Source organism: Streptomyces sp. A012304, assembly GCF_026008495.1.
In the GTDB taxonomy this organism is placed as follows: domain Bacteria; phylum Actinomycetota; class Actinomycetes; order Streptomycetales; family Streptomycetaceae; genus Streptomyces.
This window is the reverse complement of record NZ_BQUN01000092.1, coordinates 1-14,189: the sequence shown is the minus strand read 5'-3', so window position 1 is coordinate 14,189 and position 14,189 is coordinate 1. Positions and strand designations below refer to the sequence as shown.

Here is a 14,189-nt window from a genome sequence, read left to right as displayed (position 1 = left end):
GCGAGACCTGGGCAAAGTCTACCGGCGGTCCTCCGTCTCCCGTGGGGCGTCTCGGCGACGGGAGCGCGGCAGGACCCGCAGGGCGTCCCCCATGTCCGCGACTTCCAGGACCTTCATGCCGGCGGGGATCTTGCCGGGGTCGCCCGGTACGAGCGCGTGCGTGAAGCCCAGACGGTGGGCCTCGGCGAGCCTGCGCTGCACGCCCGTGACCCGTCTGACCTCGCCCGCGAGGCCCACTTCACCGATCGCGACGAGGTTCTTGGGCAGCGGGGTGTCGCTCGCCGCGGAGGCCAGGGCCAGGGCGATCGCCAGGTCCGCCGCGGGCTCCGAGAGCTTCACGCCGCCGACCGTCGCGGAGTAGATGTCCCGCTTGCCGAGGGCGCTGATACGGCCGCGTTGCTCCAGGACCGCCAGCATCATCGAGACCCGGGACGTCTCCAGACCCGACGTCGTACGGCGGGGGGAGGGGATCTGCGAGTCGACCGTCAGGGCCTGCACCTCGGCGACCAGGGGGCGGCGGCCCTCCAGCGTCACCGTCAGGCAGGTGCCCGGTACCGGTTCGTCACGACGGGTCAGGAAAAGTCCGCTTGGGTCCGCAAGGCCCGTGATGCCCTCGTCGTGTAGTTCGAAGCAGCCGACCTCGTCGGTGGCGCCGTAGCGGTTCTTCACGCCGCGGACGAGCCGCAGGCGCGCGTGCCGGTCGCCCTCGAAATGCAGGACGACGTCCACGAGGTGTTCCAGCAGGCGCGGGCCGGCGATCGCGCCGTCCTTGGTGACATGGCCCACGAGCAGCGTCGACATGCCGCGCTCCTTGGAGGCGCGGATGAGGGCGCCGGCCACCTCGCGGACCTGTGCCATGCCGCCGGGCGCCCCGTCGATCTCGGGCGAGGCCACCGTCTGTACCGAGTCGAGGATCAGCAGGGACGGCTTCACGGCGTCCAAGTGGCCGAGGACGGCCGCCAGATCGGTCTCCGCCGCCAGATAGAGGTGGTCGTCGATCGCGCCGATGCGGTCGGCGCGCAGCCGGACCTGGCTCGCGGACTCCTCACCGGTGACATAGAGGGTGCGGTGTTCGTCACTCGCGGACTTGGCGGCCACGTCGAGCAGCAGCGTCGACTTGCCGACACCCGGCTCACCGGCCAGCAGCACGACCGCGCCGGGCACCAGCCCACCGCCCAGGACCCGGTCCAGCTCGGGCACGCCGGTGGGGCGGGCGGTGGCCTGACGGCCGTCCACCTGTCCGATGGGCACCGCCGAGGTGGTGACGCGCCCCGGCGTCGTCGTACGGACCGCGGGCGCGCCGTACTCCTCGACCGTGCCCCAGGCCTGACACTCGGGGCAGCGGCCGAGCCACTTCGCCGTCTGCCAGCCGCATTCGGTGCAGCGGTAGGACGGGCGGTCCTTGGTGGTCTTCGTACGGGCAGCCATGGGAGAAACCGTAACCGCCGCCACCGACAACGGGCGGGGCCTGTGGACGAGCGGGGGCCCGCGGGCGCCGGGAAGAGGGGGGGCACCCCCTGTGAATCGGCCGCCCCCTCACGAACGAGCCACGGAACGCCCCGTTCCTGTCCCCGTATGAGGGATCGTTTCACCCATACGGATTAAAAGGGCTCAACGGGGCAGAAGCGGCAGTTCCGGGACGCCTACGGTCGCACGGGTGACAAGCAGCAGCCCGGAAACCTCGACCCGCACGACCGGCGCGCACCGGGCACACCGGGAGGCGCGCGACCGCGCTGCGGGGCGCACTCTGGCGCAGCGCCCGCCCGCGCCCTACGAGCCGTACCTGGACGGCCTGTTCACCTACTGCCTCTCCGTCCTGTGCGACCACGACGCGGCCATGACGGCCCTCGGGCACGTTCTCGCGCTCGCCGAGCGGCGCGGGCAGCGGATCCCGGACGCCGCCGGCGACCGCAGGGCCTGGCTGTACGCGCTGGCCCGCTGGGCGTGCCTGCGCAAGCTGGCCGAGGCCAAGCAGAAACGTCAGCGCACTCACGCGGCGGGCCGTCCCGGCCACCGGGAGAACGGCGCGAAGTCCGCCGACCCGTCCGTCTCCGACGAGGACCAGGAGCGCCGACGGCGCGAACTCGCCCTGCTCGCCTGGCCGGAGGCCGCCGGCACAACCCCGGAGCAGCGCGAGGCGCTGGAACTCGCCGTACGCCACCACCTCACCGCCCAGGAGATCGCCGCCGTCCTCGGCATGGACCACGCCGCCGCGCGCGAACTGCTGGCCTCCGCCGCCTGCGAGGTCGAGCGCACGCGCGCGGCCCTCGCCGTCGTGGAGACCGGGGGCTGTCCCGGTGTGGCCCGTCTCACCGGCGACCACCAGCTTGTGCTCGGCGCCGCCCTGCGCCGCGAACTCGTCCGGCACGTCGACGACTGCCCGCGCTGCCGCCGGGCCGCCGGGCGCGCGGCCCCCGGCCGTTGGCCCGGCGCCGGCGTCACCCCGGCCGAGCTGCCCGTCCTGGAGGCGCCCCGCGCGGAACTCCACGGGCTCATGACGCGCCTCCCACGCGCGCGTGGCGCCGCCGCGCCGCGTTTCGACCGGCGCGGCTTCCCGATGGACCCCAAGGACCACGCCGCCCGCCGGGACCGCTTCCGCGCGCGTGCCGTCACCACGACCGTCGTCGCCACCGTCGTCGCCGCGCCCGTGCTTGCTCTGTGGGCGGCCTACCGGGGCACACCGACCGCCGACGGGGCCGACGGCCGCTCGGCCAGCGCCAGCGACACGCACGACTCCGGCGGCCTCGGCGGCGAGGCCGCGAGCGGCTACCAGAACGCGGGCAACGCCAGCATCCGGCCCGGCGCCGGCTCCGCCCAGGACGACGAGACGGACGTCTCGGTGGAGGTCGTCAGCGTCACCGGACTCGACACCAAGGGCGCCGACCGCCTCTCCGTGACGGCCGGCAACAGCGGCGACACGACCCTGATCACCCTCACCGCCTCCCCGAACGCCGGCGAGCCGGTCCACTGGTCGGCGTCCACCGGCGCCCCCTGGCTCTACCTGAGCCGTTCCGCGGGCACGCTCCGGCCCGGCGAGTCCGTCACCGTCAAGGTGTACGTCGACCACCTGCGCGAGCCGTCCCGGCACTGGAACGCGCACGTGGCGATCTCCCCGGCGGGCGCGGTCGTCACCATCGAGGGCTACGGCATCGCGCCCGGCCCTGCCGACCCCGACCCCAGCCGCCCCAGCGACCCGCCGCCCTCCTCCGACCCGGAGCCCGAGCCGACCCCTACCGCCTCGCCGTCCACCGAGCCCACGCCGAGCGATCCGCCGACCTCGCCCGAGCCGGACCCCACACCCAGCGACCCGTCGCCGTCCGACCCGGGAGGCTCCGCACCGCCCTCCGGGGGCGGCGGCGGGGAACCCAGCCCGGCTGTGCCATAGGGGGCGGCGGGGGCCGCGCGAGGCGGCCCCAGAAGGACCGTGGGAGGGCGCCATGGGAGGGCCGCGCGCGCCGGGACGACCGTGGGGAGGCCCTGGAAGGCCGTAGACGCCCCCGAAGAGCCTTCGGGGGCGTCGGAGGGCCCGGCGGGGCCGTCAGGCCCACGGGACGCGGTCGTCAGGCCGTGGGGCGGTGGTAAGGCCGTGGGACCGTCGTCAGGCCACGGGACGGTCGTCCGTCAGGCGGCACGTCAGCGGTCAGGCACGGGACGGTCGTCCGGCAGGCCGCACGTCAGCGGTCAGGCCACGGGACGCCGCCCCCGCAGTCCACGGAACACCATCCCTCAGCCCACGGGACGCCGCCCCTCAGACCACCGGATCGGCCGGATGCGGTGCCAACAGCGGGAGCTGCGAGGCCAGCCGCTCCTCGCACAGCTCGACGAGACGGTCGTACCCGGCCTTGCCCATCAGCTCGGTCAGCTCGGCCCGGTAGGAGACGTACACGGGATCGCCCGCGCCGTGCGCGGAGGTGGCCGAGGTGCACCACCAGTGCAGGTCGTGGCCGCCCGGACCCCAGCCGCGCCGGTCGTACTCGCCGATCGACACCTGGAGCACGCGGGTGTCGTCGGGCCGGTCGATCCAGTCGTACGTGCGCCGGATCGGAAGCTGCCAGCAGACGTCCGGCTTGGTCTCCAGCGGCTCGCGGCCTTCCTTCAGAGCAAGGATGTGCAGCGAGCAGCCGGCGCCGCCCGAGAAGCCGGCACGGTTCTGGAAGATGCACGAGCCCTGGAACGGGCGGGTCTGCCGGGAACCCTCCTCGTCCTCCGAGACCCAACCGTTGCGTGTGCCCTCGTCGTGGTGCTGCCAGATGTCGGGGGTGAGCCGCGCCACATGCTCGGCGACCCGCTTCTCGTCGTCCTCGTCGGAGAAGTGGGCGCCCAGGGTGCAGCATCCGTCGTCCGCGCGGCCGGCCTGGATGCCCTGGCAGCCGCTGCCGAAGATGCAGTTCCAGCGGGAGGTCAGCCAGGTCAGATCGCACCGGAAGACCTGGTCGTCGTCCGCGGGGTCGGGAAACTCCACCCACGCGCGCGCGAAGTCGAGGCCCTTCTCGTCGGCCGGCCGGGTCTTGTCCGCCAGGGCCTTGCGGGACTTCTTCGATGACGGTGACGTCGCCTGCGAGGAAGCCGTCTCGGGCGTGACCGCGATGTGAACCTTGTCCACCTTGGCGGTCTTGTCGGCCTTTTCGTCCTTCGCCTTTTTCGTCTTTGGCACGCGTCCAGGGTAAGTCGCCCCGGACCGCACGCGGGAACCGTCTCAGGATCCGCACCGGCGGGCCGGGGACGCCGCAGGTGGCAGTAGCGTTCCGTCCATGAGACTCGGTGTCCTCGACGTGGGATCGAACACGGTGCACCTGCTGGTGGTCGACGCGCACCCCGGCGCCTGCCCGCTGCCCGCGCACTCGCACAAGGCGGAACTGCGCCTCGCCCAACTCCTCGACGGAGACGGGGCGATCCACCCCGAGGGCGTCGACAGGCTGATCGGGGTCGTCCACGAGGCGCTCCAGGCCGCCGAGGACAAGGGTGTCGAGGACCTGCTGCCCTTCGCGACCTCCGCGGTGCGCGAGGCGAGCAACGCCGACGACGTCCTCGCGCGCGTGCAGGAGGAGACCGGCGTCGAGCTCCAGGTCCTCACCGGCGCGGAGGAGGCCCGGCTCACCTTCCTCGCCGCCCGCCGCTGGTTCGGCTGGTCCGCCGGCAAGCTGCTGGTCCTGGACATCGGCGGCGGCTCCCTGGAGATCGCCTACGGCATCGACGAGGAGCCCGACGCGGCCGTCTCCCTCCCGCTCGGCGCGGGCCGGCTCACGGCCGGCTGGCTTCCCGGCGACCCGCCCGACCCGGGGGACATACGCGCGCTGCGCCGCCACGCGCGCACGGAGATAGCCCGTACGGTCGGCGAGTTCAGCCGCTTCGGTGCTCCCGACCACGTCGTCGCCACGTCGAAGACGTTCAAGCAACTCGCCCGCATCGCCGGCGCCGCACGCTCCACCGAGGGCCTGTACGTCCAGCGGGAGCTGAAGCGGGAGTCCCTGGAGGCCTGGGTGCCACGCCTGGCCGGCATGACCGCCGCCCAGCGCTCGGAGCTGCCGGGCGTCTCCGAGGGCCGCGCGGGGCAGCTGCTGGCGGGCGCGCTGGTCGCCGAGGGCGCGATGGACCTGTTCGGCGTCGAGACGCTGGAGATCTGCCCGTGGGCCCTGCGGGAGGGCGTGATCCTGCGGCGACTGGATCACATGGTGGGGGACTGAAGCCCGCGTACTGGTGGGACTTCCGGTGCGGCTGAGTCCCGTGCCGGTAGGGCTCCGGTGCGGCTGAGCCCCGTGTGCCGGTAGGGCTCCGGTGCACCGGAGTCTCGCATTCCGGTTCGCGCGTCGATATGCCGGTCCGTGCGTCGATCCGTGCGCCGGTGTGCGCGCCGATCGCGTGAATCGCGTGAGGTGCACCACCTCCTCGTTCCTGAACAACCGCGCCGCACGAATCGTTGACGCCGCCGCCGAGTGGCCGTCCGCGCGTCTCCACCCGGCCCTCACCTGCCCGTAAGGCACCACAATCGGCCGTTATGGCCATCCCTCGGCGTCCTCCCCGCTCCTCACGCGCGCGTGGCCGACCGGCGCGCCCCCGCGGGAGTGGCACGGCCACTCTCCCCCGGTGGGAAGCGGAGGACCGTACCCTGTCCCTCGTGGCAGAACCAGTGGTGCGCATCCCGGATGCGAAGGTCGCCCTGTCGACGGCCTCGGTCTATCCGGAGTCGACGGCGACGGCCTTCGAGATCGCCGCGCGCCTCGGGTACGACGGTGTCGAGGTCATGGTCTGGAACGACCCGGTCAGCCAGGACATCGACGCGCTGCGCAGGCTGAGCGACTACCACCAGGTTCCGATCCTGGCCGTGCACGCCCCCTGCCTGCTCATCACGCAGCGGGTGTGGTCGACCGACCCGTGGGTCAAGCTCCAGCGGGCCCGCGCGGCGGCCGAGAAGCTCGGGGCGTCCACCGTCGTCGTCCACCCGCCGTTCCGCTGGCAGCGCCAGTACGCGCGCGACTTCGTGCGGGGGATCTGGCGGATGGCGGACGAGACGGACGTGCGGTTCGCCGTCGAGAACATGTACCCCTGGCGCTACCGGGACCGCGAGATGCTCGCGTACGCGCCCGACTGGGACGTGACGAAGGACGACTACCGGCACTTCACGATCGACCTCAGCCATGCCGCGACGGCCCGTACGGACGCGATGCAGATGCTCGACCGCATGGGCGACCGCCTCGGCCACGTCCACCTCGCCGACGGCATGGGCTCCAACAAGGACGAGCACCTGGTGCCCGGCCGCGGCACCCAGCCCTGCGCCGAGCTGCTGGAGCGGCTCGCGCTGAGCGGCTTCGACGGCCATGTCGTCATCGAGGTCAACACCCGACGCGCCATGTCCGGCGTCGAACGCGAGGCCGACCTGGCGGAGGCCCTCGCCTTCACCCGCCTCCACCTGGCCTCCGCCCTCAAGGTCCCCCGCAGGTGACGAACCCCGGCACCCGCCACCACGACCACGACCGCCCCGGCGACCCCGAGCCCGCGGACAGGGACACCAACGGCACGGCCGGCCCCGCACCGACCGCCCCGGGCCCCACCGGCACCAGCCCCGCACCGACCGCGCCAGGCCCTGTCGGCACCAGCCACCCGGACCCCACCGGCACCGACCCCACCCCCCGCCGTCGAGGCCGCCCCCCGCGCACCGAAGCCTCGGACACCCGGGACCGGATCCTCACCGCCGCCCGCGCGGAGTTCTCCCAGCGGGGCTACGAGAAGACGTCCGTGCGGGGCATCGCCAAGGCAGCCGGGGTCGACTCGGCGCTCGTGCACCACTACTTCGGCACCAAGGAGCAGGTCTTCGCGGCGGCCATCGAGGTCGCCTTCGCGCCCGCGCTGAACGCGCCCGAGGCGATCGCCGACGGGCCGCTGGAGGGCGTGGGCGAGCGCCTGACCCGCTTCGTCTTCGGCATCTGGGAGAACCCGACCACCCGCACACCCGTGCTGGCGATCATCCGCTCGGCGGTCAACAACGACACCGCGGCCGCCGTCTTCCGCCGCCTGATCGCCTCGCAGGTGCTGCGCCGCATCTCCGCCCGGATCGACCTCCCGGACGCGGAACTGCGCGCGGAACTGGCCGCCGCGCAGCTGGTCGGCACCGCGATGCTCCGGTACGTCATCAAGGTGGAGCCGCTGGCGTCGGCCGACCCGGAGCAGATCATCGCGCGCGTGGCGCCCGTCGTACAACGACACCTGACCGGCCTCTGACCGGTCCCACCACCCCACCACTCCCGAGCCCCGCTACTCTCGACCCCCGACACTCCCCATCCCCGTCCCCGCCAGCGCACCCCCGGTCCCCACCCCCGGCGAGACACTCATCCCGCATACCGGACACCTCGTCCCGCCCCCTGGATGACCGGCGTACGCTCAATAACAGCCAGATCTGTCTGAAGGAGCGAGCGACGATGCCCGAGCTGAGGTCCCGCACAGTCACCCACGGCCGCAACATGGCGGGCGCCCGCGCCCTTATGCGCGCCTCCGGTGTACCCGGTGCGGACATCGGCCGGAAGCCGATCATCGCCGTGGCCAACAGCTTCACCGAGTTCGTGCCCGGCCACACGCACCTCCAGCCGGTCGGCCGGATCGTCAGCGAGGCGATCGTCGAGGCCGGCGGCATCCCGCGCGAGTTCAACACGATCGCCGTCGACGACGGCATCGCCATGGGCCACGGCGGCATGCTCTACAGCCTGCCCTCCCGCGACCTCATCGCGGACTCGGTCGAGTACATGGTCGAGGCCCACTGCGCCGACGCCCTGATCTGCATCTCCAACTGCGACAAGATCACCCCGGGCATGCTCAACGCCGCCCTGCGGCTGAACATCCCCACGGTCTTCGTCTCCGGCGGCCCGATGGAGTCCGGCCGCGCCACCCTCGTCGACGGCACCGTCCGCACGCTCGACCTGGTCGACGCGATCTCCGACGCCGTGAACGACAAGATCTCGGACGAGGACATCCTCCGCATCGAGGAGAACGCCTGTCCCACCTGCGGCAGCTGCTCCGGCATGTTCACCGCCAACTCGATGAACTGCCTGACCGAGGCCATCGGCCTGTCCCTCCCCGGCAACGGCTCGGTCCTCGCCACGCACACCGCGCGCAAGCAGCTGTACGTCGACGCGGCCCGTACGGTCATGGACATCACCCGCCGCTACTACGAGCAGGACGACGAGACGGTCCTGCCCCGCAACGTCGCCACGTTCGCCGCGTTCGAGAACGCGATGGCGCTGGACATCGCGATGGGCGGCTCGACCAACACGATCCTGCACCTGCTGGCGGCGGCCCAGGAGGCGGGCGTCCCCTTCGGCCTCGACGAGATCGACGCCGTCTCCCGCCGGGTGCCGTGCCTGGCCAAGGTGGCGCCCAACGTCGCGAAGGACCGCACGTACTACATGGAGGACGTGCACCGCGCCGGCGGCATCCCCGCCCTCCTCGGCGAGCTGCACCGCGCGGGCCTGCTGAACGAGGACGTGCACGCCGTCCACAGCCCATCCCTCGCCGACTGGCTGAAGACCTGGGACGTCCGCGGCGGCTCCCCGTCCCCCGAGGCGGTCGAGCTGTGGCACGCGGCCCCCGGCTGCGTCCGCTCCGCCGAGGCCTTCTCCCAGTCCGAGCGCTGGGAGGCCCTCGACGACGACGCCGAGGGCGGCTGCATCCGCTCCGCCGAGCACGCCTACTCCAAGGACGGCGGCCTCGCGGTCCTCAAGGGGAACCTCGCCGTCGACGGCTGCGTGGTGAAGACGGCCGGCGTCGACGAGTCGATCTGGACCTTCGAGGGCCCCGCGGTCGTCTGCGAGTCGCAGGAGGAGGCCGTCCAGAAGATCCTGACCCAGCAGGTCAAGGAGGGCGACGTCGTCGTCATCCGCTACGAGGGCCCCAAGGGCGGCCCCGGCATGCAGGAGATGCTCTACCCGACCTCGTACCTGAAGGGCCGCGGCCTGGGCAAGGCCTGCGCGCTGATCACCGACGGCCGCTTCTCCGGCGGCACCTCGGGCCTGTCCATCGGCCACGCCTCCCCCGAGGCGGCCGCCGGCGGCACCATCGCCCTCGTCGAGGACGGCGACCGCATCCGCATCGACATCCCGAACCGCACGATCGAGCTGCTCGTCGACGACGCGGAACTCGCACGCCGCAAGGAGACGTTGAACGGCGTGTACGCCCCGAAGAACCGCGAACGGAAGGTCTCCGCCGCACTGCGCGCCTACGCCGCGATGGCGACGAGCGCCGACAAGGGCGCGGTGCGGGACGTGTCGAAGCTGGGCTGACCCGAGGCCGAAGTTGGGCTGGCCCGAGGCCGAACCTGCGCCGGTCACCAGCCCGACGGGTCCCGTCCGTCCACCGCGAAGACGGTCCCGTCGGGTGCGCCCGCGTAGACCCGGCCGCCGGCCACCCCCGGCGCGGGCAGCGCCGTCACGACCTCGCCGGAGTTCGCACCGAGCCGCAGCGCGGTCTGCCCGACCAGCTTCCCCGCGTCCGTGTCCACGGCGAGGAGACGGCCGTCGGCGGCGCTGAAATACACATGCCGGCCGTCGGCGGCCGGCACCGACCCCCGGCTCACCGCCGTCTGCAACGACCACAGCCGCTCGCCCTCGCGCGTGTCGACGGCCACCAGCGCACCGTCGAGGGCCAGCAGGTACACCCGGTCCCCGTGCACGGCGACGCGCGTCTGCTGGAGCGCGACGGTCAGCGCCACCCGCTGCGTCACCTTCGTCCCGGGGTGGAAGCGGACCACGGCGTCGGCCTTGCCGTACTCGCCGCTCCCGGCCAGCAGCACCAGGCTGTCGCGCGCGGTGCCCACCAGCGTCAGCTCGCCGTCGAGCCGCTCGTCCCAGCGCACCTCCCCGGTGGCCGGGTCGACGGCCGTGACGCGGGTCCGCCCGTCGTCGGACGTGCTCGTCGCATAGGCCAGCGGGTCCTCCGGGAACGACAGGAAGAACGCCTCGCCCGCCCCCGCGATCCGCCGCGTCCACTCGGTACGGCCCGACGCGGCGTCCACACCGGTCACCTCGCCGTCGGCGGCGGTCAGCAGCAGCGTGCCGCCGGCGTACCGGATGCCCGGGTACGCCGAGACGTCCCGCTGCCAGCGCAGGGAACCGGACGCCGGGTCCAGGGCCTGCACGCGCTTGCCCGAGTGGGTGAGGACGTGCACGAGCCCGCCCGCGAGGACCGGCGCCTCGCCCGGCCGGTCACCGGGGGAGAGCGCGTGCCGCCACAGCACGCGCCCGTCCGACGCGTCGAGCGCCGACACGAGCCCAGGTTGCGCGCACAGCAGCCGCTTCGCGTCGTACGCGCACTGCGGAACCCCGCCGACGCCCCCGGCGACGGGCTTCGTCGCCCAGGGCGTGAACGTGCCCGCCGACCGAGATCCGCCGCCCGGATCCCGCCCGGCGCCCTCCGCGCCGTCCCCGCCCAGCCACAGCAGCGAGCCGAGCCCACCACCCGCGACCAGCACCAGCGCGCCCACGGCGAGCGCGAGCCGCCGCCGCTTACGAGCCGCCCGCGCACCCCCGTCCCGCAGCGGTCCGGACGAGACCGCTCCTCCCTCCGGTACGTCCGCCGCGGGCACGTCCGCCGCGGGCACGTCCGCCGCGCCGCCCCCGCCGATCTCCCGCTGCGCCGGTATGAACGCCTGCGTGTCGTACGAGGCCGCCACCGACCGCAGCTCGCGCATCAACTCGTCCGGCGTCGGCCGCTCCTCGGGCTCCTTCGCCAGACACCGCAGCACCAGCGGCGCGAGACTCTGCGGTACGCCCGTCAGGTCCGGCTCGTCATGCACGACCTGGTAGGCGACGACGTACGGGCTGTCCGAGTCGAACGGCCCGCGTCCCGTGGCCGCGTGCACCAGCACCGAGCCGAGCGCGAAGATGTCGGCGGCCGGCCCCACCTCACGCGGCCGCCGGAACTGCTCCGGCGCCATGAACGGCGGCGTACCGATCAACTTGCCGGTCTCGGTGCGCAGTTCGCTGTCCTTCGGCCGGGAGATGCCGAAGTCGATCACCTTCGGACCGTCCTCGGCGAGCAGCACGTTGCTGGGCTTCAGGTCCCGGTGCACGACCCCCACCCGGTGGATGTCGCGCAGCGCCTCCGCGAGTCCGGCCATCAGTCGCCGCAACTCGCCCGCGTTCATGGGCCCGTTCCGCTTCACCTGATCCGACAGCGTGGGGCCGGGAATGAACAGGGTGGCCATCCAAGGCCGTTCGGCCTCCGGGTCGGCGTCGACGACGGGCGCCGTGAACGCGCCGCTCACTCGACGCGCGGCCGCCACCTCCTGCCGGAAACGGCCCCTGAACTCGGGGTCCTTCGCGAACTCGGCGTGCACCACCTTCACCGCGAGCTTCATCCCGGAGGTGCTGCGGGCCAGATGGACCACACCCATGCCGCCGGAGCCCAGGCAGGACTCCAACCGGTAGTGGCCGGCGTAATCCGGAAGTTCCGCTTCCGCGTTCGCTCCGGTGTTGCGCTGTGGCGCCATGGACCACCCCCGTGCTGTTCCGCCGCGCGCGCGACGCACGGAGCCTAGTCGATGACTCGTATGAGACCGAGGCGGCTTGCTAGCCTCCGCGTGCGAGTCGCGTAGAGGTGTTTCATGACGCGGTTCGGGGGAATCAACGTGGCCCCATGGCAGTCATGGGGTCCAACGGGGGAGGTCAAACATGTCTGTCGAGCATGTCGAAGAGACCGCCGGCGACGGCGACGAGGCCCAGGCGGGCGTCACCACGACAGCGGCCGTGGCGGTGACGTACTACCCGATCGCACCGGGTGTCCGGCTGAACGTCCGCAGCGGTCCGGGCACCAGCTACCCGATCGTCAAGGTGCTGCCCGAGGGCACGCGCGTGCCGATCTTCTGCCAGACCTCGGGCACCTTGGTGTCCGGCCCGTACGGCACGACGAACATCTGGGACAACATCGCCGACAGCCAGTTCGTCTCGGACGCGTACGTGCAGACCGGCAGCGACGGCTACATCGCACCGCGCTGCGCCTGACCCACGCGCGACCCACCCGGGAGCCCGCCCTCCGTCCGGAGCCATAATCGTCCCGTGAGCGACGAAAACGGCACCTCGGACACCTCGGCGGGCTCCCCGGGCTCGGGTACCCCCACGGGCCCGCGCCCCGAACCCCTCCGCTTCTTCGGCACCACCTGGGTCGACCACGACGGCGGCTACCCGGCCCGCCGCATCGCCGTGGCCGTCGGCTCGCTCGCCGCCGCGGCCGTCTCCTGCCTGGTCCTGCGCTTCGCCTACCAGGGCCTGGCCATCGCCGACATCGGCGGCTTCGTGACCGTGCTGGTCGTCGTCATGTTCGCGATCTGCAGCGCGCTGGCCTTCCGGCACACCTGGGACAGTTTCTCCAGGCGCCCCGACCCCGACCGCCAGGCCTCCCTGCGCGGCCTGCTGGCCATCGGTTTCGTCGGCTCCCTCCTCGCCTACTTCTTCCGCTCGCTCACCGAGGCCCCCGGCGAGAAACTCCACCGCCAGGAGTACGACGAGGCCCGCACCCGTCACGAACGCCGCACCACCCGCCGCACCGGCAACCCCGCCAAAAAGCGCCACCGCACCTGAGAGCCGCCCGACCTGCTTGTTTCCGGCTCCATCGGCCCCGCCGCCCGACCTGCCTGTTTCCGGCTCCGTCGGCCCCGCCGCCCGCAGCGCGGCCCGCCGCCCTCCCGGCCATGACGATGCCCCCGCTGCTCCGACGGCGGACCAGAGGATTCACCCCGCACCCGGGCCCCGCACCCGGGCCCCGCCCCCCGCACCCCGTCCCATTCCCCTCCCCACACCCGCCCACCATCATGACCCCATGACACGCCCCTCCGACGCCGCCCGGGCCCACTCCTTCAACTCCGCCGCCGCCCAGTACGCCACCAACCGCCCCTCCTACCCGTCCGCCCTCCTGGACGCGATCGAGGACATGGCCGGCCGCCCCCTCGCCGGTGCGCGGGTCGCCGACGTCGGGGCCGGGACCGGCATCGCCACCGCCCTCCTGCACGCCCGCGGCGCGAACGTCGTCGCCGTGGAGCCCGGCGACGGCATGGCGGCGCAGTTCCGCCGCGCCCTCCCCGAGGTGCCGATCGTCCGCGGCGACGGCAACCACCTCCCCCTCGCCACCGCCTCCCTCGACTTCCTCACCTACGCGCAGTCCTGGCACTGGACCGACCCGGCCCGCGCGAGCCCGGAGGCCCTGCGCGTACTGCGTCCCGGCGGCGCCCTCGCGCTGTGGTGGAACACGAGCGCCCTCGACGTGCCGTGGATCGCCGCGCAGACCGCCCGCGTCCAGCGTCACTTCGGCATCGACAATGTCGTCCGCATCAACGGCGACGGCACCCACACCGCCCCCACCAGCGGCTTCGACTTCACCGGCCGCCGCGTCCGCTGGAGCCGTCGCGTCCCCCTCGACACCCACCTCGCCAACATCACCAGCCACTCGATCTTCCTGGTCCACGGCGAGGAGCGCACCGCCGCCTTCGTCACCGAGGAACGCCACCACCTGCTGGCCGCCTTCCCCGACGGCACGGTCGAGGAGACCTACGACGTGGAACTCCTGCTCGCCACCCGCCCCTGACCAGGCACCCCCTCGCCCCCCTCACCCCCCACTTGACGCCCTCCCGCCCCCAGGAGGACTATTCATCACATGATGAATTACAGTCCCGACCCCTCACCACCCCCCGACCCTCCACCAGTCCCGGGCCG

General features: G+C 73.1%; 10 protein-coding genes and 1 pseudogene. 8 read left to right on the top strand and 3 right to left on the bottom strand.

All coding sequences use genetic code 11. The features are described 5' to 3' along the window. Window positions 1-18: 18 nt before the first annotated feature. On the bottom strand, window positions 19-1,428 hold the full coding sequence (gene radA / locus ALMP_RS19295) for a DNA repair protein RadA (protein WP_264929921.1): 1,410 nt from the start codon (window positions 1,426-1,428) through the stop codon (window positions 19-21). Window positions 1,429-1,657: 229 nt separating this feature from the next. On the opposite strand from radA, the gene ALMP_RS19290 reads away from it, so the two are divergent. Beyond that, on the top strand, window positions 1,658-3,385 hold the full coding sequence (locus ALMP_RS19290; RefSeq protein ID WP_264929919.1) for a hypothetical protein: 1,728 nt from the start codon (window positions 1,658-1,660) through the stop codon (window positions 3,383-3,385). A gap of 363 nt (window positions 3,386-3,748) precedes the next feature. Here the strand turns inward: ALMP_RS19290 and ALMP_RS19285 are convergent, their stop codons facing one another. Continuing rightward, a complete protein-coding gene (locus ALMP_RS19285) occupies window positions 3,749-4,654 on the bottom strand; it encodes a hypothetical protein (RefSeq protein WP_264929917.1) in 906 nt (301 codons plus the stop codon). A 97-nt stretch (window positions 4,655-4,751) separates the two neighbouring features. Here ALMP_RS19285 and ALMP_RS19280 point away from each other — a divergent pair, with 97 nt between their 5' ends. The 4 genes and pseudogenes from ALMP_RS19280 to ilvD all read left to right on the top strand — a co-directional run bounded on the left by ALMP_RS19280 (window position 4,752) and on the right by ilvD (window position 9,767). Continuing rightward, window positions 4,752-5,684 carry a Ppx/GppA phosphatase family protein gene (locus ALMP_RS19280; protein ID WP_264929916.1) on the top strand — a complete coding sequence of 311 codons (933 nt, stop codon included), beginning with the start codon at window positions 4,752-4,754 and terminating at the stop codon, window positions 5,682-5,684. 431 nt (window positions 5,685-6,115) lie between these two features. After that, on the top strand, window positions 6,116-6,940 hold the full coding sequence (locus tag ALMP_RS19275) for a sugar phosphate isomerase/epimerase (protein ID WP_264929914.1): 825 nt from the start codon (window positions 6,116-6,118) through the stop codon (window positions 6,938-6,940). Window positions 6,941-7,116: 176 nt separating this feature from the next. Beyond that, a pseudogene (locus ALMP_RS19270) lies at window positions 7,117-7,716 on the top strand (TetR family transcriptional regulator); the annotation flags it as partial. Between the two features lie 197 nt (window positions 7,717-7,913). After that, window positions 7,914-9,767 (top strand): dihydroxy-acid dehydratase, encoded by a 1,854-nt coding sequence (gene ilvD, locus ALMP_RS19265; protein WP_264929912.1) that lies wholly within the window; start codon window positions 7,914-7,916, stop codon window positions 9,765-9,767. Between the two features lie 44 nt (window positions 9,768-9,811). Here ilvD and ALMP_RS19260 read toward each other — a convergent pair whose 3' ends face one another. After that, window positions 9,812-11,974: a serine/threonine-protein kinase gene (locus tag ALMP_RS19260; protein ID WP_264929911.1), complete on the bottom strand. Its 2,163-nt coding sequence runs from the start codon at window positions 11,972-11,974 to the stop codon at window positions 9,812-9,814. Window positions 11,975-12,155: 181 nt separating this feature from the next. Here ALMP_RS19260 and ALMP_RS19255 point away from each other — a divergent pair, with 181 nt between their 5' ends. From ALMP_RS19255 to ALMP_RS19245, 3 genes are all read left to right on the top strand, one after another. Then, window positions 12,156-12,485, top strand: a complete 330-nt coding sequence (locus tag ALMP_RS19255; protein WP_264929909.1) for an SH3 domain-containing protein — start codon at window positions 12,156-12,158, stop codon at window positions 12,483-12,485. A 54-nt stretch (window positions 12,486-12,539) separates the two neighbouring features. Further along, window positions 12,540-13,061 carry an EamA/RhaT family transporter gene (locus tag ALMP_RS19250; RefSeq protein WP_264929907.1) on the top strand — a complete coding sequence of 174 codons (522 nt, stop codon included), beginning with the start codon at window positions 12,540-12,542 and terminating at the stop codon, window positions 13,059-13,061. Between the two features lie 238 nt (window positions 13,062-13,299). Then, window positions 13,300-14,061 (top strand): class I SAM-dependent methyltransferase, encoded by a 762-nt coding sequence (locus ALMP_RS19245; RefSeq protein WP_264929906.1) that lies wholly within the window; start codon window positions 13,300-13,302, stop codon window positions 14,059-14,061. Window positions 14,062-14,189 lie beyond the last annotated feature (128 nt).